Raw genomic sequence first — 21905 nt, forward strand, 5'->3', positions numbered from 1 at the left:
GGAAGGAAGTGATTAGATGGCTATCCCATCTATTTCAGTATATAAAATGCCAATTGAATCAGAACTACCAAAAAATAAAGTGAATTGGACACCAGATCCGAAACGTGCAGTACTTTTAATTCATGACATGCAAGAATATTTTCTTGATGCATATAGCGATAAAGAATCACCAAAAGTAGAACTTATTTCAAATATTAAAATGATAAGAGAAAAATGTAAGGAACTTGGTATACCAGTTGTTTATACAGCACAACCTGGTGGGCAAACGTTAGAACAACGAGGTTTATTACAAGACTTTTGGGGTGACGGTATTCCTGCTGGACCGGATAAAAAGAAAATTGTTGATGAACTTACTCCTGATGAAGATGATATATTCCTAACAAAATGGAGATATAGTGCATTTAAAAAGACAAATCTATTAGAAATTTTAAATGAACAAGGAAGAGATCAACTTATTATTTGCGGTATTTATGCGCATATTGGCTGTCTTTTAACAGCTTGTGAAGCATTTATGGATGGTATAGAGCCCTTCTTTGTAGCAGATGCAGTTGCTGATTTTTCACTAGAGCATCATAAACAAGCATTGGAGTATGCATCTAATAGATGTGCAGTAACGACATCAACAAACCTACTGTTAAACGATTTGCAAAGTGTAAAAGGTGATGAGAGTGAAGGAATCACTATACAGGAAGTGCATGAACTAGTTGCACAACTACTTCGTGAGCCAATAGAAAGTATTGATTTTGATGAGGACTTATTAAATAGAGGACTTGATTCGGTCAGAATTATGAGTTTAGTAGAGAAGTGGCGTCGTGAAGGGAAAGAAATCACTTTTGCAGATTTAGCAGAACATCCAACTGTTGCAGGTTGGTACAGTTTACTATCTCACTAACAGCACAGGTGCTGTAACAAATAGACTACATAATAAAGGGGTAGTAAAGAATGCCTAACAGTCAAAAGATTCGTCATTCGTTATCATCTGCGCAGTCTGGTATGTGGTTTGCGCAACAATTAGATCCGCTTAACCCAATTTATAATACTGGGGAATATGTAGAAATAAACGGAAATATTCATCAAGAAATTTTCGAATTAGCTGTACGTAAAGTTGTAATAGAAGCAGAAGCACTTCATGTTCGCTTCGAAGAGGATGAAATTGGCCCATGGCAAGTTATTGAAGAATCACAGTTTTATATGCATTTTATTGACGTTCGTAAAGAAGAAAACCCTGAAGAAGCTGCTAAAGTATGGATGAAAAATGATTTATCTATGCCCGTCGATTTGAAAAAAGATATTTTATTTACGGAAGCACTTATTCAAGTTGAAAATAATCGTTTCTTTTGGTATCAGCGCATCCATCACATTGTGATGGATGGCTATGGATTTTCACTTCTTAGCCAAAAGGTAGCGAATGAGTATACATCACTTATAGAAGAAACAAACAAGAATGAAAAGCCATTTGGTTCTCTTACAAAAGTTGTACAAGAAGATATTGAGTATCGTGAGTCTAAACAATTTCAGGAAGATCGTACTTTTTGGTTAGAAAAGTTTGCTGATGAACCAGAAGTTGTAAGCTTGGCAGAACGAGCACCGAGAACATCAAATGGATTTTCACGAGAAACAGCTTATTTATCTAGTTCTAGCACGAAAACTTTACTAGAAGATATCAATATTTCGTTAACAAGTTGGCCGGAATTCATTGTCGCTGTAACAAGTATTTATATGCATAAATTAACAGGTGAAAATGATATTGTTTTAGGTTTACCGATGATGGGGCGTCTAGGTTCTGTATCTATTCATACACCAAGTATGGTAATGAATTTAGTACCACTGCGTCTCACTGTAACTCCAAATATAACTCTTGCGGAATTATTGCAGCAAGTTTCTAAAGAAATCCGAGATGTACGTCGTCATCATAAATACCGTCACGAGGAATTAAGAAGAGACTTAAAGTTACTAGGTGAAAATCAAAGGTTGTTTGGACCGTTAGTGAATGTTATGCCTTTTGATTACGGGCTTAATTTTGCTGGAAATCGTGGTATTACGCATAACTTATCAGCAGGACCTGTAGATGATTTATCGATAAATGTATATAAACGTTTTGATCAAAATGAGCTAATGATTCATTTTGATGCGAATCCCGAAGTATATAATGGCGCGGAGCTAGCATTGCATAAAGAAAGATTTATGAATCTATTTGAATTAGTAATAAAGAATTATGAGAAAAACGAGTCGATTGGAAAAATAAATATTACTCTGCCTGAAGAAAATCATAAGGTTTTATTGGAATGGAATGAAACGAAGGAAGATGATGAGTTAATCAGTCTACCTATATCATTTGAAAAACAAGTGCAAAAAAATCCAAATAAACTAGCGATTACTTGTGACGGTATAAACCTTACGTATAAAGAGCTAAATGAACGAGCGAATGAACTAGCACATTATTTAGTAGAAGAAGGAATACGACCAAATCAGTTTGTAGCTTTAGTATTCCCTAGATCAATAGAAATGGTAGTTAGTATGCTAGCAGTCTTAAAGGCTGGTGCAGCATATTTACCAATAGATCCAGAATACCCAGCAGAAAGAGTTAATTATATAGTAGATGATGCAAAACCAGTTTGTATCATAACACATTCATCTGTTTCATCTAAGTTAGTTATAGAAAATGGTATGAAAAAAATTGTATTAGATGGCGAAGAAACGAAACTAGCGTTACATACATATTCTCGTATGAATATAGCATGTAAGAATGATGTATTACTTTTAAACCCAGCCTATACAATATATACTTCAGGCTCAACAGGAAACCCAAAAGGTGTAATTGTTCCTATGAGAGGTTTAAGTAACTTTTTAATGGCTATGCAACAAAAGTTTTCGTTAAATGAAAATGATCATTTATTAGCAGTTACAACTTTTGCGTTTGATATTTCTGCTCTAGAAATTTATTTACCTCTTATTAGTGGTGCAAGTTTAACAATTGCGCAAAAAGAAGACATACAAGAGCCTTCTGCATTAACGACACTTTTACAAGAAGAAAGAGTGACCGTTATGCAGGCTACACCGACGCTTTGGCAGGCGTTAGTAACTGATTATCCAGAGAAGCTACAAGGGCTAAACGTACTTGTTGGTGGTGAAGCTCTTCCAGCGCATTTAGCAAATAAATTAAAAGAATTAGGTTGCTCAATAACTAATTTATATGGACCAACTGAAACGACGATTTGGTCTACTTTCATGAACATTGATGAAAGTGAAAAGGGTATACCTCCTATTGGAAAGCCAATTTCCAATACAGAAGTGTATGTATTGGATGCAGGGTTACAACCAGTTCCACCTGGAGTTATTGGTGAATTATATATTGCAGGGGAAGGACTTGCAAGCGGATATTTAGGAAAACCTGAGTTAACAGCTGAACGGTTTGTTGCAAATCCTTATGGAGAATCAGGGAAGCGCATGTACCGTACAGGAGATCTTGTGAAATGGCGTAGTGATGGTGCGTTAGAGTACATTAGTCGCGCAGATCATCAAATTAAAATTCGTGGATTCCGAATTGAATTAGCTGAAATTGAAACGGTATTACAACGACATGAAAATATTCAACAAGCGGTAGTAATGGTACGAGAAGATCGTCCAAATGATAAACGCATCATTGCATATATCATTGCAGAAGAAAAGGAACCGATTAATCTTTCAGAAATTCGTTCTTATGTTTCAGAAAGTTTAGCGAATTATATGATACCATCGGCATTTGTTGTGCTAGAAGAATTACCATTAACGCCAAATGGTAAGGTTGACAGAAAGAAATTACCTGCGCCTAATTTTAATGGAATGAACAATGAGAGGGTTGCTAGAAATCCGAAAGAAGAAATATTATGTGATTTATTTGCAGAAGTACTTGGTGTTTCTCGAATTAGTATTGATGATAATTTCTTTGAAATGGGTGGACATTCCCTTCTTGCATCTCGTTTAATGGCAAGAATTCGTGAAACGTTAAGTGTGGAATTAGGTATCGGGAAACTATTTGAATCACCAACTGTTGCCGAACTGGCGAAACAATTAAACCATGCAAAAAGTGCAAGACCAGCTATTCAGAAAGCAAGTAGGCCAAATGAAGTTCCACTTTCATTTGCACAGCGCAGGTTATGGTTCTTAAATTGTTTAGAAGGTCCAAGTCCTACTTATAATATTCCGCTAGTCATTCGTATGAATGGAATATTGAATGAGGAAGCATTACAAGGTGCTTTTTATGATGTAGTTGAGAAACATGAAACACTTAGAACAATTTTCCCTAACGTATTAGGTAGTTCCTATCAGAAAATTTTAGATATGGAAAACTTAAATCTAGAAATGATTATAACAAAAACATGTAAAGATGAATTAGAAAGTGTACTTTCAGAGGCGGTAAGATATAGTTTTAACCTCGATATTGAGCCGGCAGTTCGTTTGCAACTTTTTACAGTGAGTGAAAACGAACATGTATTATTAATTTTATTACATCATATTGTAGGTGATGGCTGGTCATTACAGCCGTTAACGAGAGATTTTACAGCGGCGTATAAAGCACGATGTCAAGGTGACAGAGTTCAGCTGGAGACACTTCCAGTTCAATACGCAGATTATGCACTTTGGCAACAACAATTGCTAGGTGATGAAACGACACCAGAGAGTCTTATTTCAACACAATTAGATTTTTGGAAAGAAGAACTTAAAGGTTTACCAGATCAAATGGAGTTACCTACAGATTTCCAGCGTCCAATTGAGACGAGTTACCGCGGGGAAACAATTCATTTTCATATAGATGAAGGTATGCATAGTAGGTTAGTAGAGCTTGCACGTAAAAATGGAGTTAGTTTGTTTATGGTGTTACAAGCAGGGCTTAGTGCACTATTTACAAGATTAGGTGCAGGCACTGATATACCAATTGGAAGTCCCATTGCTGGAAGAAATGATGATGTACTTTCAGATATTGTTGGTTTATTTGTAAATACATTAGTGTTACGTACAAATACTTCAGGAGATCCAAGTTTTAAAGAATTATTAAATAGAGTGAAGCAGGTAAATCTTGCAGCTTATGAAAATCAAGATGTTCCATTTGAAAGGCTTGTTGAAGTGTTAAATCCAGTACGTACTCGAAACAGCCACCCGTTGTTTCAGGTTATGTTAGCTTTTCAAAATACACCAGAAGCAACGTTTCATGTACCAGGTTTAGAAGCGAGCCTTGAAATTCAAAGCGTCGGTTCTGCAAAATTTGATTTAACATTTGAAATTAGTGAGAGTAACGGGGATGATGGTACTCCGAACGGTTTACATGGATTACTAGAGTTTAGTACCGATTTATATAAACGTGAAACGGTTCAAAAACTAATAGAACGATTCATTTTGTTATTAGATGATGCGGCGACAAATCCGGATCAATCCATTGGCAGATTAGAAATATTAACTTTAGCAGAGAAAAATACAGTATTAGAAAAGTGGAATGGTGGTTTTCAAATTGCACCAGAAATGACATTGCCACAATTATTTGAAAAACAGTCTCATATAAATCCAAATTCTATTGCTGTTGTCTTTGAAGATAAGAAATTAACTTATGAAGAGTTAAATAGAAAAGCAAATAAAATAGCTCGATTCCTAATAGCAAAAGGGATTGGTCCTGATCAACTCGTTGCTTTAGCGATGCCAAGATCATTAAACATGGTGGTAAGCTTATTAGCTGTTCTTAAAGCGGGTGCTGGATACCTTCCGTTAGATCCAGATTACCCAGCAGATCGTATTTCATTTATGCTACACGATGCGAAACCATCATGTGTTTTAACGAATTCAGAAGTGGAAATTGAATGTGACGAGGCACTAAAAGTTTTAGTTGATGATGTGAAAGTAATAGCAGAAGTTGAGAAATATAGTGAAGACAATATTGATGAAGTGGAACGAATTAAGCCATTATCTCCATCACATATTGCTTACGTTATTTATACATCAGGCTCAACGGGTAGACCGAAAGGCGTTATGATACCTCATCAAAATGTAGTAAGACTTTTAGGGGCAACTGATCATTGGTTCCAGTTTGACGGAAACGATGTTTGGACGATGTTCCATTCATACGCTTTTGATTTCTCGGTTTGGGAAATTTGGGGACCTTTATTATACGGAGGGCGTTTAGTTGTAGTGCCACATACTGTAAGTCGCTCGCCGAAAGAATTTTTACAGCTTCTTGTTAAAGAAAAGGTTACGGTTTTAAATCAAACTCCATCAGCGTTCTATCAATTGATGCAAGCAGATCGTGAAAATGAAGAGATTGGCCAAAAATTATCTTTACGATATGTTGTTTTTGGAGGAGAAGCACTTGAGCTAAGTCGCTTAGAAGATTGGTATAGTCGACATCCTCATAATGCACCAAAGCTTATTAATATGTACGGTATTACGGAGACGACAGTGCATGTTAGTTATATTGAATTAGATGAAACTATCGTCTCTTTACGAGCAAATAGTTTAATTGGGTGCAGTATACCTGACCTTAAAGTGTATGTGTTAGACAACTATTTACAACCAGTGCCACCTGGAGTAGTTGGAGAAATGTATGTTGCAGGTGCAGGGCTTGCGCGTGGATATTTAGGAAGAGCAGGATTAACGGCAGAACGCTTTATCGCAGATCCATTTGGCAAGCCAGGTACAAGAATGTATCGTACAGGAGACTTAGCTCGCTGGCGTAAAGATGGGACGCTAGATTATATAGGACGTGCAGATCATCAAATAAAAATTCGTGGATTCCGAATTGAATTAGGAGAAATAGAAGCAGTCATAATGAAGCACCCTAAAGTTGAGCAAGTAGCCGTTATTGTACGGGAAGATCAACCAGGGGATAAACGGTTAGTTTCTTATATCGTCGCATCAAATGATGAAGAGATTGATACGAATGAAATGCGTCAGTTTGCTAGTGGTAGTTTACCAGATTATATGGTTCCATACGCTTTTGTAGTAGTAAATGAGTTACCTTTAACTCCAAACGGTAAATTAGATAGAAAGGCATTGCCAGCTCCAGAATTTATCGCATCATCTTCTAGTCGTGGTCCAAGAACACCGCAAGAAGAAATGTTATGTGACTTGTTTACAGAAGTGCTAAGTGTACCTCAAATTGGAATTGATGACGGATTTTTTGATCTTGGTGGGCATTCACTCCTTGCAGTACAGCTTATGAGCCGCATTAAAGAGGCGCTTGGAGTGGAACTAAACATTGGCACTTTATTTGCAGCACCGACTGTTGCAGGGTTAGCTGAAAGACTTGAGATGGGGAATGGTCAAAGTGCACTTGATGTGTTGCTTCCATTACGAGCAAGCGGGGATCAATTACCACTATTTTGTGTACATCCAGCAGGTGGATTAAGTTGGTGCTATGCAGGACTTATGAAATCTTTAGGAACAGATTATCCAATCTATGGTGTACAAGCACGTGGTATTGCTAAAAATGAAGAACTTCCAAAAACTTTAGAGGAGATGGCGGCGGATTACTTGAAACACGTTCGTGAAGTACAGCCTCATGGACCATATCGTTTACTAGGCTGGTCGCTTGGAGGAAATGTTGTGCATGCAATGGCGGCGCAACTACAAAATGGAGGGGAAGAAGTAGAATTACTCGTTATGCTTGATTCTTATCCTGGACACTTCTTACCGAATACGGAAGCGCCTACTGAAGAGGAAGCGTTAATAGCATTACTTGCTTTAGGCGGATATGACCCAGATAACATGGATGGTAAACCACTTACAATGGAAAGTGCAGTTGAAATCCTTCGTAAAGATGGAAGTGCATTAGCAAGTCTTGAAGAAGAGACTATATTGAATTTGAAAGAAACATATGTAAATTCAGTAGGGTTGTTAGGGAAGTATGTACCGAAAGTTTATAACGGAGATATCTTATTCTTTAGATCTACTGTTATACCAGATTGGTTTGATCCTATTTCTCCAAATACGTGGCTAAATTATTTAGACGGGCAAATTGTGCAGCACGATATTGATTGTAGACATAAAGATCTATGTCAGCCAGGTCCACTCACGGAAATTGGACAAGTATTAGCGAAATATTTGCAGAATAAGAAAGGGGTAAGTAGAGTATGACGAATCCATTTGAAAATGATAATTACACATATAAAGTATTAATAAATGAGGAGGGCCAGTATTCTCTCTGGCCTGCTTTTCTCGATGTACCTATTGGCTGGAATGTCGTATATGAAGAAGCTAGTAGGCAGAGCTGCTTAGAATATGTTGAATATAACTGGAAAGATTTGAATCCGAAAAGTAATCAAGTTCGCGAAAAAACATTAGCAGGAAAACGATAATGAAAGCAAAACTAAATCCAAAAGTAGTTGTAAGTATCGTGTATATAACTGCGATGTTTATGGCTGCGATGGACGCAACGATTGTAAATGTAGCACTGCAAACGATAAGTAGAGAACTACAAGTACCTGCATCTGCAATGGGGACGGTTAATGTTGGGTATTTAGTTAGTTTAGCTGTTTTCCTTCCGATTTCTGGTTGGTTAGGAGATCGTTTTGGGACGAAAAGAGTATTTTTAATTGCTCTTTTCGTATTTACAATCGCTTCTGCTTTATGCGGAATGGCTAACGATATTACTTCATTGAATATTTTTCGTATCATTCAAGGTGCTGGTGGAGGGCTTTTAACACCGGTCGGAATGGCGATGTTATTTCGAACATTTTCACCAAAGGAAAGACCGAAGATTTCCCGGTTCATTGTACTTCCAATTGCTGTAGCGCCAGCAGTTGGGCCTATCATCGGTGGTTTCTTTGTAGATCAAATGTCTTGGCGTTGGGCATTTTATATTAATGTACCGTTTGGAATCGTTGCATTGTTATTTGGACTTCTATTTTTAGCAGAGCATGTTGAAAAATCAGCTGGTCGCTTTGATTCTCTTGGCTTTATTTTATCAGCACCAGGATTTGCGATGCTCATATATGCACTCAGCCAGGGACCATCAAAAGGGTGGATTTCTCCAGAAATTATGAGTACCGGGGTAGCTGGGCTTGTATTCATTGCGTTGTTTATAATCGTAGAACTGAAAGTAAAGCAACCGATGTTAGATTTACGCTTATTAAAAGAACCAGTATTTAGAAAGATGAGCATTATATCATTATTTTCATCAGCTGGTTTATTAGGAATGTTATTTGTTTTTCCACTTATGTATCAAAATGTGATAGGAGTTTCCGCGCTAGAATCAGGACTTACGACATTTCCAGAGGCGATTGGATTAATGATTTCTTCACAAATTGTGCCATGGTCATATAAGAAATTAGGAGCTCGAAAGGTAATTTCTATTGGATTAATATGTACGGCGGTTATATTTGTTTTATTGAGTTTTGTAAATCACGATACGAATCCGTGGCAAATCCGGGCATTATTGTTTGGCATTGGTATTTTCTTAGGTCAATCTGTCGGTGCGGTTCAATTTTCTGCCTTTAACAATATCACGCCGCCTTCTATGGGGAGAGCGACTACTATATTCAATGTGCAAAATCGATTAGGTTCAGCAATAGGAGTAGCTGTTTTAGCTAGTATACTAGCTGGTTTTGGAAGTAATAACGTTCAATCCGATTTTTTACCATATCAAGCAGCATTAATTGGATCAGCAATATTTTTGCTTATAGCACTACTATTTTCTTTACGTATTTCCGATAAAGAGGTAATGTCAAAGAAGAAAGAAAAAACATTATCAGTATCAGAAAAAGAGAAAGTACTTGTCAATGAGTAACAATATACGTATGCTTTTTTATGAAAATTGATATTCGTTGAATAAAGGAGAGTTTACATGATAGAAAGTAAAGTTGTAGATTCTATTCCAACTTTGAATGAGAATGATTGTCAAATATGGTGGGCAAGAATTTCAGATTTACAATCATGGCATTACAATTTACTAAATACTATAGAGCGAGAGAAAGCAAATTCGTATCATCATTCGGCAGATCGAGCTCGTTTTATAATAGGTTGCGTAATTAGTAGATTAGTTCTCGGCAAGATACTTTCTATGTCACCAGTCCAAGTACCAATTGATCGAATGTGTTCCGTATGTAAATTGCAGCATGGAAGACCACAATTACCAGAAGGTATGCCGCAATTATCTGTTTCGCATTCAGGTGAGTGGGTTGTCGTTGCATTTACAAAATCTGCACCTGTTGGCATAGATGTAGAACAAATGAATCCAAATGTAGATGTTATGAAAATGGCAGAAGGTGTATTAACAGAGATTGAAATAGCACAAGTTATGAAACTGCCAAATGAACAGAAAATAGAAGGTTTTTTAACATATTGGACTCGAAAAGAAGCGGTGTTGAAAGCGACAGGTGAAGGACTAATGATTCCACCAGTACATATTACAGTATCAGCTCCAAATAATCCTCCAAGATTGTTAGTTTTTAAGGATAAGCAAGAGTTGGCAAATAATACAATGATGGAAGATGTAAGGCCTAGTTTAGATTATATGGCTTCTGTTGCAATATTCAGTAAGGAAGTGACTGAAATTACGCAATTAGACGCGGTAGCACTTTTAAATCTTAAATAAAAAATTATAGAAGAGGTGTTCCTCATGTTAGTGGCGGAAAATAGAAAGAATGAATTCACTTATAATATACAAGCAATTAAAAATATTTTATTTTCTGGAGATACATCATCCATTCACGCTTTAGAAAAGCTTTTAAATGATACAGTTCAGTTTGATGTTCTTGAACAAGAGGCACTTGGTAGACAGTACATTCCGAAAGAAGCAAAGAATTTCTTTGATAAAGATGGAACATTTCTTTACCGTGTATCTAATGTTAGTTATAAAGGTAAGGTTTTATCTGAAAATCTAATTTTTGCAGACACTTCGTTTTTACCGGACGCAATAAAGAGTGAATTAGAGAGTGGAAATATTCCTGTTGAAAAGCTTATAGAAAAGATGGAAGTAAGAAGAAACGTATTATATGAAGGATATCAGCCATCTGGAAATATTATCGAATTGTTTGATGGATGTTCTGTTACAGCGAATGTGTATCCAACTAGAAAGTATCAAATTGTAAGTAACTGCAAATGTGTATTTTATATTTGTGAAGTGTACCATGCAGAGAATATAAAGCAATTGCTTAAATGAAAACAAGAAACCAGCCTATAAAATGGCTGGTTTCTTGTTTATTTAACAGCTTCTTTTAATTCTTTACCTGCTTTAAATGCAGGAACTTTACCAGCTGCGATTTGAATTTCTTCGCCAGTTTGCGGATTACGTCCTGTACGAGCAGATCTTTCGCGCACTTCAAAAGTTCCAAATCCGATTAATTGAACTTTATCGCCAGATTGTAATGCATTAGCAATTGTGTCAAATACGGATTGTACAGCTGCAGAAGCGTCCTTTTGAGAAATATCAGCTGATTGTGCTACGTTTTTAATTAATTCTGTTTTGTTCATGTTTTCACCTCATAAAAAAATTTTTGGAATGAATGTTTTAGTATAATAGATAGTAAAGATAAAGCTATCACTATGATTAGAAAGAATACTATATAATTATGTTAATTTCGTTGCAAGAGACTGAATCCCTTCTATTATTTAGGGATTAATTAAGAATCGATGCATATAAAAAGCTTAAGTATGAGGATGAGGGGGAGTATAGGAATGATTTTTCGTGAAAAAAATGAGAAGGAAAGTATATTAATTCGTCAACATGATCATGGTTTTTTAGCTGGAGAGATTGCAAAGCATATAAAAGAGGACTTTTTTGAAGGTAAAACATATTTAAAAGAAACAGTTGATGCAATATATGAGCATGACAGAGGATGGATAGAGCTTGATAAAGTACCAATTTTGAATGATGCTAAAAATATTCCATATACATTTATGGATTGTCCAAGCCCATTACGTTTTGTTTTTTATACGATTGGTTTGAATGAAATTGAAAATTCTAATCCATACGGGGCATTGCTTTGCAGTAAACATTTTTTATCATTTCCACTAAACGAGGAAGATGAAGAGATGATGTCATTTTATAAACATGAATTAGAACGACAAAAAAGAATTTTGAAAACGTCAACAAAGGAACAGTTTGCGATGTTTGATAAACATTATAGATTATTAAAGTTTTGTGATGAACTTTCTTTATACGTATGTATGAATAAGCCTGGTGTAAAAAAGAAAGATGAAATTGATTTATTTAAAGATGGTTTTGAAGGAACAGAAATGTTTAATAGTAATGAGGAGAAACTTATTCAAGCTGAATGGGTAGACGAGGAAACAATTCGGATTACACCATTTCCATTTCAAACGGAATTTCATACGTATGTAAAATATAAAACGATAAATAAACAGGAAATGAAAGGAAAAGGGATTGCAAAGGCTGATAGAGAATCGGAAATGAAGAAACAAACCATTCGTTTCATACAATAAGGAGGTAATATAAATTGAAAGACTATATATTAAAACAGTGTGATTACCATGCTTGGGCTAATACTAGATTATTCAATCGATTAAAAGAGTTACCAAACTATGAGACAATTTTTAATGAGCAGATACAGAGTGTATTCCCATCCATTAAGGATACTTTTGTGCATATTTATATTACAGATCAAGTGTGGTTACACATATTGCATGGTAAAAGTATGAATGAAGCAATACAAGACCGAGAAGATTTACGAAAACAAATTGAAACTAAATCGTTACATGAATTAGAAAAAATGTTTGAAAACATGGCAAATCAATATAAAGACTTTTTAATTACAATACAAGACGTGAATGCTGTATTTGTTATTGAGAACCCATATGCAGGGGCATTAGAAACTTCAATTTTAGAGTTAGTACAACATGTCGTAAATCATGGTACATATCATAGAGGAAATATAACAGCGATGATTCGTCAACTTGGTCATTCGTCGACAATGATGGATTTTGTACTGTATTTACATATGGTTAAAAAGCAGGGAGAGTAATATAGTTTGTAAGAAGGAGAGGCTTTAATTATAGAAGTCTCTCCTTCTATTTTATTCCGCATTCATGGTAGATCGACTGATTAAAGTTTTCTTAAGAAGCTTTATTTTCTTGTAATTGCTTAGCGTATTGTACAGCCTTAAATGCATTGACTCTACCATTTTTCCAGTACGTACCTGTACCACTAATTTTATCAGAAGTTGACTCAATAATTTGGCGAATTTGTGTATTGCTATATCCTTGATTTGCTAAAAGAGCAGCGACTCCTGCAACATGAGGTGTTGCCATAGAAGTACCACTTAATGATTGATACGAGCTTCCTTTATAAGTGGAGTATATATTTGAACCTGGTGCTGCAACATCTACCCAGCTACCATAAGTAGAAAATGAAGATTTCTTATCTGCTTGATCTGTAGAAGCAACTGCAATTACTTCGCTGTAATAAGCAGGGTAATTAGCTTTTGTATTTCCAGCATTTCCAGCAGCTGCAACTATAACAGAGCCTTTATTCCATGCATATTGAACGGCTTGTTGTAATGCAGTACCACCATTTGGAGCTCCTAAACTTAAACTAATTACTTTTGCTCCCGAATCAGCAGCTTCTCGAATACCTTGCGCTACAGCATCAAGTGTACCACTTCCTTGATTATCTAATACGCGGACAGCATAAATTGAAGTTTGTGGGGCAACACCAGCAATTCCGACACTGTTATTCGTAAGGGCTCCAGTAATTCCAGCGCAATGTGTACCATGACCATTACCATCATCAGATGTATTGTCGTTATCAACATAATCATGCCCGTAAATTACTTTCGAAGCCAAATCAGGGTGTGAGCCTTGAACTCCTGTATCAATAATAGCTACTTTTACACCAGGATCACTTCGTTGGCTATCCCAAGCTTGTGGAGCTTGAATCTTTTGCAATCCATATTGATTTTTAAAATATGGGTCGTTCGGAGTCCAAAAGGCGTGAACGTAATAATTCGGTTCTGCATATTCTACATCTGGATTATTTTTATAACTCTTTATTTTTTCTTTTACAGTACCTTTCGAAAATTGAACGACTTCAAAACCTAACTTATCATCTTTAGATAAGACATTAGCTCCGACAGATTTATGAAAAGATTGCACGTTACTTAAAGATGCATTTTGCTTGAACTTAACGATTAATTGGTTAGGAACGTAATCAGTAGATGATGTTTCAGCGCTTGAAGTATTCGTGTTAAAGAAGAAACCACCAATAATAAATGATAAAACAGATAGGAAAACAATGATTTTGTTTTTCAAAAGATTTTTCCTCCCTTTTCTTGGATAAGTTTTTCAGCGACGCTTTAATGTCGCATTCCTTTTCAACTATATAGTTAGACCATACGATTTATGTCATTTATGTGAAAAACTTTTAGTGGAATAAAAAAGGGAAAGATTGATATAAATATATTTTTAATGATATTTACTGAGTAAGAAAACAAAAAAAGGAATGCTCATCATGTATGAGTCATTCCTTTTTTCAGAGATTAACTTGCCTGTTTTTTATGACTTTCTTTTAATTTCTCTGCATGTAAAAAGCGATTCGTTTCAGCGACAACAATACTACTTAATCCAATTAGACCAATTAAGTTTGGAATTGCCATAAGTCCATTTGCAATATCCGCAAATGTCCATACGATGCCTAATTTTAAATTCGCACCAATAGCAATCATGACGATAAAGATTGCTTTATAATATTTAACAGCACTTTCTCCAAATAAATAAGCCACGCATTTCTCTCCATAATACGACCAGCCTAAAATAGTAGAGTAGGCAAATAAAATAATTGCGATACCGAGAATCATACTACCAGCAGTACCGAATACAGATTGGAATGCAAGTGTTGTAGCTTCAACGCCAGTTTTACCTGATTTCCATGCACCTGTTGTAATTAATACAAGTCCTGTAATTGTACATACAATAAACGTATCTAGAAAAGTACCGGTCATAGAAACTAATGCTTGCTTTGCAGGTGAATCTGTTTTTGCAGCCGCCGCGGCAATAGGGGCACTCCCTAAACCAGCCTCGTTCGCAAATACACCGCGCGCCATTCCGATTTGAATAGCTGATGCAACTGTTGCTCCGATAAAACCACCAGCAGCTGCAGTACCAGTAAATGCACCAGAAAAAATAAGTGAAAATGCTTCTGGAATTTGATCGTAGTGATAGAAAATAATAATAAGGCCAGCAATGATATAAAAGAAAGCTTTAATAGGAACGACATATCCCGTCACTTTCCCGATTTTTTTTACACCGCCTAAAATAACAATTGCGATTAAAAATGCCATTAGTATACCAGTTAAAGCAGGAGGGAAAGAGAAATTAATTCGCATTGCCTCTGCAACTGAATTAGATTGCACCATATTACCAATACCGAAAGAAGCAGTTGTACCGAATATAGCGAATAATACTGCTAGCCATTTCTTACCCAAACCACGTTCTAAATAATACATTGGCCCACCTGAATATTCACCATTTTCATTACTAACACGGTATTTCACTGCAAGTATTGCTTCAGCATACTTTGTTGCCATACCGAACAATGCGGTAATCCACATCCAAAATATTGCACCAGGTCCACCTATAGTAACAGCTGTTGCAACACCAGCGATATTTCCCATACCAATCGTTGCGGCCATAGCTGTCATAAGTGCTTGGAAGTGACTAATATCTCCAGAAGAAGAGGTATCTTCTGATTTTTTAAATGCTAGTTTGTGAGCGTATAATAGTTTACTAAACTGTAAACCTTTTAAACGCACTGTGAGAATGACACCAGTTCCAACGAGTAGCAACAAAGTTGGTAATCCCCACACGTATTGATTTAGTTGTTCTAATACTCTACTTAATGTCTCCATCTTTATTCTCCTTTTTTAGAAAAAATAAAAACCACTTCAAGTAAATGAAATGGTCTCTGGAGAAACAAGAGATAGAAAAATAAACCGATACAATCGGCTTTTTCTTTCGCTTGTCTCTGTCCTTTTACCTGAGAGATTATCCGCTAAAGTAGCGGATTTGCTCCTTCGGTGCTCGTTTTCCTCCGCGCTCTATAAAAGCGAGAGGGAGTCTCTCCAGAGATTCGTCCCCATGCAGTTCTACTTGTAACCAAGACCTGAGAGTTTCAAAGTTGGTATAACAACTTTTTGCCCCGTCGGTAGATCAATAGACCTTCTCCTGAATGGTTCATCCGAATTATAAAATTTACAAACACATTGATTGTAAATCAATAAAAATATTATAGACAGACAAATTGTAAATTGCAATCATTTTTTATTTTAAAATAGTAAATAGTTTTATTTTTTTGTAAGTCCTAATTTATCTTCAACTTCATTTAAAGTAGATAAAGCGATGACAATATGTTGATCCGCAAGTCCTAAAGCTTGTTTTGTTTTTTCAATAGTTTCATTGGTTGGAGTAGAGTTATTTGCTCCGTCTATAATCAAATTTGCTGCATTTTTCATGAAATTTGATGCGGATTTAAACTGAGTTGTGAATTGAAGTAGTTGTTTTTGTATATCTATATCTGTTATGTTTTCTTCAATTTTAAGTGTGTCTATTTCGTTCATAATTGTTTCATACTGCTTGGAAACGGCATTCATTGTAACTAATAGTTTATTTCGATCTACTGAATCTCCATTCGTGTTAATCTCTTCCCAGGCAGGCAACCAATCTTTTTCAATGATTTCATTATAATTAGTAGTCAATTCATTAATTTTAGGTTGTAATTTCGTTTTGAAAGTTTTTGTATCCGCTGTTTCTACAGGTGCTTTTTCGTTGTTATTTTTAACATTAGTAACGTAGAAAATTGTACCGAAAATGATGAAAATAGAAATAATAACTGTCCATTTAGTAAAAAGTAATTTCTGCAATATGTAACGCCTCCAAAATTTAAAAACTTATAATTATAATATATAACAATAATGTTGTTTGGAGTAGAGAAAATAGGTTGGAAATGATTTAAATTATGTCTTTTCTATACATAAATAATTAAATTTAGTAAAATGATGAAAGTTATATGTGAGAAAAGAGGGTTTTTAGTGAAAATGAATAGAAGAAAACTAGTTTCAAGTATTTCAATGGCTATGTTATTAGTTGGTGTAATTGCATTCATATTTATGAATAAAGAATCTAAAATTAAAGGTTTTCCAGTACCAATGTCAGCAATTCATATTAACGATGATAAGGAAGAGGATTATCAATATATAAGTGTAATGCCAATTACAAAGGCGAGTGGATGGGAGAACTTAGGGGAAAACGGGCATACTGTTAGTTTTAAAAAGGGGGAGCGGAAGGTAACTGTATTACATTATCCAGGAGAAATTACGTATTATTTGTTTGAAAAATAATTGATGATAAAAGAGATAGGGAGTAGATGATAATGTAAGATTGTTTACTTTCTATCTTTTTTGGATTTTAATTCTGAATTGTTTGAATTAAAATTATTATGCGTATAGTATAAAATAATATGTTTTATTGAATGATATAGATAATTGGTAATACATAATAATGTTATGTAAACTATAAGCGGGGTAAGAAAGCAAAGCAAGAGATTTTAATTTTTATATTTTAGATGTATTTTTACACGGTAAGTATTCCAATAATCAACTTACAACATTTACGGAGGGCATCAAACTTTGAATAAGTAATGGAGTTGATAACAAAATAAATTAACGTTTGTGTATATGGAAAAATAGAAAGTATGGCGAGTGGGAAATGGATCGAATCATAAGGGGGAATTAAAAATGTTACTAAAAACAATCTACTGTAAGGTGGAAGAAGAGAAAAAAGAATTGTTTTCCAGTGCGCAAGAAAAATGGCGTGATATACAGCACCTAGATGGTTTTCATGGACAATTTGGTGGATGGAATGAAGATGAGGCATGTGTATTTACTTTATGGGAAGATAGAAGTGTATATCAATCATTTATGAATGCTTCTCACGATACAATTTATTTAAATAGTAATCAAGAGGATACGTTTCTTTCATGTGAAATTGAATTATTTCAAACGTTGTATGATATAACTGATATGCATTTGGAAGATATTGTAATAGAGGGAGCGTTCGTAAGAGTTGCTATATGTGATGTAAAGTTGGAAAAGGAAAAGCATTTTTTACATAAGCAAGAAACAATTTGGAATAAAGGAATGGAAAAAGCAAAAGGAATGCTAGGTGGAGTAGTTGGGAAGTCTTTAAAAAATGAAAATCGTTACATAGTGTTAACGTATTGGAAAGATGAAATAGCGCACCAACATTATGTGGAAGAGATTTTCCCAGATTTATATAAATTAGCTAATATTCATGAAGATATAGAAGAGATAAAAGGAAAACAAGCTGTATGTAAGGAAGAATGGCTTGTATATTAAACGCTGAAAAAGTGCATAAATGATTGTATAATAACGATATTTTCTTATAAACAAGTAATTAATAGAAGACGTTATATACCCTTTCATGTTAATATATTTAAGTTATAATAGGAGGCTTACCCTTTTGTATTGTACGGTAGAAGCAGTGTGAGCTTGAAATTTTTTTTAGAAAAGGATGTGCCTAATTTGCGTATCAATAAATTTATTAGTGAAGCTGGAAAAGCGTCTCGACGTGGAGCGGATAAACTAATTAATGAGAGAAGAGTAATTATTAACGGTAAGGTTGCAAAAATTGGTGACCAAGTAAATCCAGGTGATGATGTACGAGTAAATGGAGAGCAGCTTCGAATTGCTCGAGATCACGTATATATCGCTTTAAATAAACCAGTAGGTATTACATGTACGAGTGAAAAAGCTGTAAAAGGTAACATTATCGATTTAGTGAACCATCCTTTACGAATTAGTCACATTGGACGTCTTGATAAAGACTCAGACGGTTTAATTTTGTTAACGAATGATGGTGATATCGTTAATGAAATTTTACGTGCTGAAAACAAACATGAGAAAGAATATATCGTTTCAGTAGATAAGCCAATTACTCCTGATTTCTTAGAGAAAATGGCAGCGGGTGTTAAAATTTTAGGAACAAAAACGCTTCCTTGTGAGATTACACAGCTATCAAAATATGAGTTCCAAATTATTTTAACCCAAGGGCTAAATCGCCAAATTCGCCGTATGTGTGAAGCTTTAGGTTATCAAGTATACACGTTAAAACGTACGAGAATTATGAATATCGAATTGAATAATTTACCAGTTGGACAGTGGAGAGATTTAACGAAGAAAGAGAAAAGACGTCTATTTGCAGACTTAAATTACGAACCACAAGATTGGTAAAATTGTGAAGTGAAACCAAAAAAATTTGGTTTCACTTTTTAAATTAAATAAATAATTTTTTAAACACTTGCAAAAATAAAATGAATAAGATATATTAAATAACAATAAATGGATGTTTTACAAAAAGCAAAGAAAAGGACACGAGTTATTTTACCCGGTTATACAGAGAAGGAAGGAAAGCTGAGAACTTCCTAACGCAGAAAAATAACTTACCACCTTAGAGCTGCACTAGGGAAATTAAGTATCTAGTGCCGTGTATGCGACGTTATCGCAAAAGAAGCCATTATGTTTTTTGTGATGGGAATCTGGGTGGAACCACGGATATAAGCATATTCGTCCCTATATTTAGGGATGAATATGCTTTTTTGCATTCAATTTCATAATAAGCGAAGAAAAGGACACGAGTTATTTTACCCGGTTATACAGAGAAGGAAGGAAAGCTGAGAACTTCCTAACGCAGAAAAATAACTTACCACCTTAGAGCTGCACTGGGGAAATTAAGTATCTAGTGCCGTATAAACGACGTTACCGTAAAAGAAGCCATTGTATGTTTACAATGGGAATCTGGGTGGAACCACGGGTATAAGCACGCTCGTCCCTATTTTAGGGATGAGTGTGCTTTTTATTATGAAATGGAGAGATGAAAAATGAAAGAACAAATGATTGAAATTAAATTTCCAGATGGTAGCGTGAAAGAATTTGTAAATGGAGTTACTTTAGAAGAAATTGCTGGATCCATTAGCAGTAGTTTGAAAAAGAAAGCAGTCGCGGGGAAAGTAAATGATGGATTATATGATTTACGCCGAAATATTGAAGAAAATGCGGAAGTGGAAATCATTACTATAGATTCAAATGAAGGTGTAGAAATTGCAAGACACTCTGCGGCACATATTTTAGCGCAAGCTGTAAAAAGATTGTATGGTGATATAAATCTTGGAGTAGGGCCTGTTATTGAAAATGGATTTTATTATGATATGGATCTTCCAAGTAGTGTAAACATAGAAGATTTACGAAAAATCGAAAAAGAAATGAAAAAGATTATAAATGAAAATATAAAGATAGAACGAGTTGAGGTTTCTCGAGAAGAAGCAGCTAAGCTGTTTCAAGAAATAGATGATAGTTTGAAATTAGAACTTTTAGAAGCAATTCCTAGTGGAGAAAGTGTAACACTATATAAACAAGGTGAATTTGTAGATTTATGTAGAGGACCACATTTACCATCTACAGGTTATTTGAAAGCATTTCAATTAACTCACGTTTCCGGTGCATATTGGCGAGGTGATAGTAATAACCAAGTGCTTCAGCGTATATATGGTGTTGCATTCTCTTCTCAAAAAGAATTAGAAGAGTATTTACATTTCGTTGAAGAAGCAGCAAAAAGAAATCATCGTAAGTTGGGAAGTGAGCTTGAGTTATTTATGTTTTCTGAAGAGGCTCCGGGAATGCCGTTTTATTTACCGAAAGGACAAATTATTCGAAACGAATTGGAAGCATTTTTAAGAGAAATTCAAAAAGAGTACAATTATCAAGAAGTACGCACTCCGTTCATGATGAACCAAGAAGTATGGGAGAGATCAGGGCACTGGGGACATTATAAAGATAATATGTATTTCTCTGAAGTAGATAATAAAAGTTTTGCATTAAAACCGATGAACTGCCCAGGGCACATGCTTATGTTTAAAAATAAATTGCATTCTTATCGTGAATTACCGATTCGTATGTGTGAATTTGGTCAAGTACATCGTCATGAATTTAGTGGTGCGTTAAACGGATTATTAAGAGTACGTACTTTCTGCCAAGATGATGCACATTTATTTGTAACTCCAAAACAAATTGAAGATGAAATTAAATCCGTAATGGCGCAAATTGATTACGTATATAAAACTTTTGGATTCGAATATGAAGTAGAGCTTTCTACTCGTCCAGAAGATTCAATGGGTGATGATAAATTATGGGAGCAAGCAGAAGTAGCATTAGAAAATGTATTACAATCGCTAAATTATAAATATAGACTAAATGAAGGTGACGGTGCATTTTACGGGCCGAAAATTGATTTTCATATTAAAGATGCTTTAAATAGAAGTCACCAGTGCGGAACAATCCAGCTTGATTTCCAAATGCCAGAGAAATTTGATTTAAATTATATAGATGAAAATAATGATAAGAAAAGACCAGTTGTTATTCACAGGGCAGTTTTAGGGTCATTAGATCGCTTCTTAGCAATATTAATTGAGCACTTTGGAGGTGCGTTCCCGGCATGGGTGGCACCAGTTCAAGTGAAAGTAGTTCCGGTTTCAAATGCAGTACATGAACAATATTGCAGTGAGGTTGCACATAAATTAGCAAAAGCTGGAGTTCGTGTTGAACAGGATGCACGAGATGAAAAATTAGGATATAAAATAAGAGAAGCACAAATGCAAAAAGTACCGTATTTTCTTGTTATTGGGGATAAGGAAATGGAAAGCGGAGCTGTAAATGTACGTAAATATGGGGAAGAGAAGTCAGAAGTTGTTGCGCTAGATGTATTTGTGGCAAGGATTGAAGAGGAAATAAAGAATAGAGAATATTGATTGTAAAGAAAACACACTATTAAAAATTAGTGTGTTTTCTTTTTTATCTTACAAAAATGTAAGGTAAATGTAAGCGAAATCGAGGGAACGAGTTGTAGAAAAATGAGAA

The 21905-nt window shown here is 35.1% G+C and carries 15 protein-coding genes, 1 pseudogene, 1 riboswitch and 2 other annotated features; of the genes and pseudogenes, 12 read left to right on the top strand and 4 right to left on the bottom strand.

Annotated elements, in window-relative coordinates:
* Window positions 1-16 precede the first annotated feature (16 nt).
* The 6 genes and pseudogenes from AC0ONG_RS10285 (at window position 17) to AC0ONG_RS10310 (ending at window position 11125) form a co-directional block, all read left to right on the top strand.
* Window positions 17-909: pseudogene (locus tag AC0ONG_RS10285) on the top strand (isochorismatase family protein).
* Window positions 910-942: 33 nt separating this feature from the next.
* Window positions 943-8100 (top strand): amino acid adenylation domain-containing protein, encoded by a 7158-nt coding sequence (locus AC0ONG_RS10290; RefSeq protein WP_136996584.1) that lies wholly within the window; start codon window positions 943-945, stop codon window positions 8098-8100.
* Window positions 8097-8321, top strand: a complete 225-nt coding sequence (locus AC0ONG_RS10295; RefSeq protein WP_000184057.1) for an MbtH family protein — start codon at window positions 8097-8099, stop codon at window positions 8319-8321. The genes AC0ONG_RS10290 and AC0ONG_RS10295 overlap by 4 nt, the downstream gene beginning before the upstream one ends.
* Entirely contained in the window at window positions 8321-9751 is a 1431-nt protein-coding gene (locus AC0ONG_RS10300) for an MDR family MFS transporter (protein ID WP_000644938.1), read from the top strand. The genes AC0ONG_RS10295 and AC0ONG_RS10300 overlap by 1 nt, the downstream gene beginning before the upstream one ends.
* 57 nt (window positions 9752-9808) lie before the next feature.
* Entirely contained in the window at window positions 9809-10558 is a 750-nt protein-coding gene (gene sfp, locus AC0ONG_RS10305) for a 4'-phosphopantetheinyl transferase Sfp (protein ID WP_127725792.1), read from the top strand.
* 24 nt (window positions 10559-10582) lie between these two features.
* Window positions 10583-11125, top strand: coding sequence for a hypothetical protein (locus AC0ONG_RS10310; RefSeq protein ID WP_000959120.1), 543 nt, complete (start codon window positions 10583-10585; stop codon window positions 11123-11125).
* Between the two features lie 38 nt (window positions 11126-11163).
* Here the strand turns inward: AC0ONG_RS10310 and AC0ONG_RS10315 are convergent, their stop codons facing one another.
* Window positions 11164-11436 (bottom strand): HU family DNA-binding protein, encoded by a 273-nt coding sequence (locus tag AC0ONG_RS10315; RefSeq protein ID WP_001043905.1) that lies wholly within the window; start codon window positions 11434-11436, stop codon window positions 11164-11166.
* Window positions 11437-11640: 204 nt separating this feature from the next.
* Between AC0ONG_RS10315 and AC0ONG_RS10320 the strand changes: the two genes are divergently transcribed.
* Both AC0ONG_RS10320 and AC0ONG_RS10325 read left to right on the top strand, forming a co-directional pair.
* The gene (locus AC0ONG_RS10320; RefSeq protein ID WP_000577289.1) at window positions 11641-12408 is read left to right on the top strand and encodes a DUF3891 family protein; all 768 of its coding nucleotides are present in this window, start codon (window positions 11641-11643) and stop codon (window positions 12406-12408) included.
* A 14-nt stretch (window positions 12409-12422) separates the two neighbouring features.
* A complete protein-coding gene (locus AC0ONG_RS10325) occupies window positions 12423-12947 on the top strand; it encodes a DinB family protein (protein ID WP_000656265.1) in 525 nt (174 codons plus the stop codon).
* Between the two features lie 91 nt (window positions 12948-13038).
* On the opposite strand, the gene AC0ONG_RS10330 is transcribed toward AC0ONG_RS10325, so the two are convergent.
* From AC0ONG_RS10330 to AC0ONG_RS10340, 3 genes are all read right to left on the bottom strand, one after another.
* Window positions 13039-14232: a S8 family peptidase gene (locus tag AC0ONG_RS10330; protein ID WP_000790929.1), complete on the bottom strand. Its 1194-nt coding sequence runs from the start codon at window positions 14230-14232 to the stop codon at window positions 13039-13041.
* Between the two features lie 227 nt (window positions 14233-14459).
* Window positions 14460-15827 carry an alanine/glycine:cation symporter family protein gene (locus AC0ONG_RS10335; RefSeq protein WP_000449404.1) on the bottom strand — a complete coding sequence of 456 codons (1368 nt, stop codon included), beginning with the start codon at window positions 15825-15827 and terminating at the stop codon, window positions 14460-14462.
* A gap of 106 nt (window positions 15828-15933) precedes the next feature.
* Window positions 15934-16054: riboswitch (glycine riboswitch) on the bottom strand.
* A gap of 208 nt (window positions 16055-16262) precedes the next feature.
* Window positions 16263-16838, bottom strand: a complete 576-nt coding sequence (locus AC0ONG_RS10340; protein WP_001170866.1) for a hypothetical protein — start codon at window positions 16836-16838, stop codon at window positions 16263-16265.
* Window positions 16839-16970: 132 nt separating this feature from the next.
* Here AC0ONG_RS10340 and AC0ONG_RS10345 point away from each other — a divergent pair, with 132 nt between their 5' ends.
* The 4 genes from AC0ONG_RS10345 (at window position 16971) to thrS (ending at window position 21796) form a co-directional block, all read left to right on the top strand.
* Window positions 16971-17315, top strand: a complete 345-nt coding sequence (locus AC0ONG_RS10345) for a hypothetical protein (protein ID WP_003278183.1) — start codon at window positions 16971-16973, stop codon at window positions 17313-17315.
* A gap of 396 nt (window positions 17316-17711) precedes the next feature.
* Window positions 17712-18332, top strand: a complete 621-nt coding sequence (locus tag AC0ONG_RS10350) for a YdbC family protein (RefSeq protein ID WP_000925175.1) — start codon at window positions 17712-17714, stop codon at window positions 18330-18332.
* Between the two features lie 186 nt (window positions 18333-18518).
* Complete coding sequence (gene rluF, locus AC0ONG_RS10355) at window positions 18519-19226, top strand: 23S rRNA pseudouridine(2604) synthase RluF (protein WP_001222160.1); 708 nt, start codon at window positions 18519-18521, stop codon at window positions 19224-19226.
* Window positions 19227-19346: 120 nt separating this feature from the next.
* Window positions 19347-19570, top strand: a binding site (T-box leader).
* Window positions 19571-19606: 36 nt separating this feature from the next.
* Window positions 19607-19829: a binding site (T-box leader), on the top strand.
* Between the two features lie 44 nt (window positions 19830-19873).
* Window positions 19874-21796, top strand: a complete 1923-nt coding sequence (gene thrS / locus AC0ONG_RS10360) for a threonine--tRNA ligase (RefSeq protein WP_127725795.1) — start codon at window positions 19874-19876, stop codon at window positions 21794-21796.
* Window positions 21797-21905 lie beyond the last annotated feature (109 nt).

It is taken from the genome of Bacillus sp. TCT6 (genome assembly GCF_056033845.1).

What these genes read in the sequence shown, in the direction of transcription:
- AC0ONG_RS10290 (WP_136996584.1), top strand. Translation starts at nt 943, where the DNA reads ATGCCTAACAGTCAAAAGATTCGTCATTCGTTATCATCTGCGCAGTCT.
- AC0ONG_RS10295 (WP_000184057.1), top strand. Translation starts at nt 8,097, where the DNA reads ATGACGAATCCATTTGAAAATGATAATTACACATATAAAGTATTAATA.
- AC0ONG_RS10300 (WP_000644938.1), top strand. Translation starts at nt 8,321, where the DNA reads ATGAAAGCAAAACTAAATCCAAAAGTAGTTGTAAGTATCGTGTATATA.
- sfp (WP_127725792.1), top strand. Translation starts at nt 9,809, where the DNA reads ATGATAGAAAGTAAAGTTGTAGATTCTATTCCAACTTTGAATGAGAAT.
- AC0ONG_RS10310 (WP_000959120.1), top strand. Translation starts at nt 10,583, where the DNA reads ATGTTAGTGGCGGAAAATAGAAAGAATGAATTCACTTATAATATACAA.
- AC0ONG_RS10315 (WP_001043905.1), bottom strand. Translation starts at nt 11,436, where the DNA reads ATGAACAAAACAGAATTAATTAAAAACGTAGCACAATCAGCTGATATT.
- AC0ONG_RS10320 (WP_000577289.1), top strand. Translation starts at nt 11,641, where the DNA reads ATGATTTTTCGTGAAAAAAATGAGAAGGAAAGTATATTAATTCGTCAA.
- AC0ONG_RS10335 (WP_000449404.1), bottom strand. Translation starts at nt 15,827, where the DNA reads ATGGAGACATTAAGTAGAGTATTAGAACAACTAAATCAATACGTGTGG.
- AC0ONG_RS10345 (WP_003278183.1), top strand. Translation starts at nt 16,971, where the DNA reads ATGATGAAAGTTATATGTGAGAAAAGAGGGTTTTTAGTGAAAATGAAT.
- AC0ONG_RS10350 (WP_000925175.1), top strand. Translation starts at nt 17,712, where the DNA reads ATGTTACTAAAAACAATCTACTGTAAGGTGGAAGAAGAGAAAAAAGAA.
- thrS (WP_127725795.1), top strand. Translation starts at nt 19,874, where the DNA reads ATGAAAGAACAAATGATTGAAATTAAATTTCCAGATGGTAGCGTGAAA.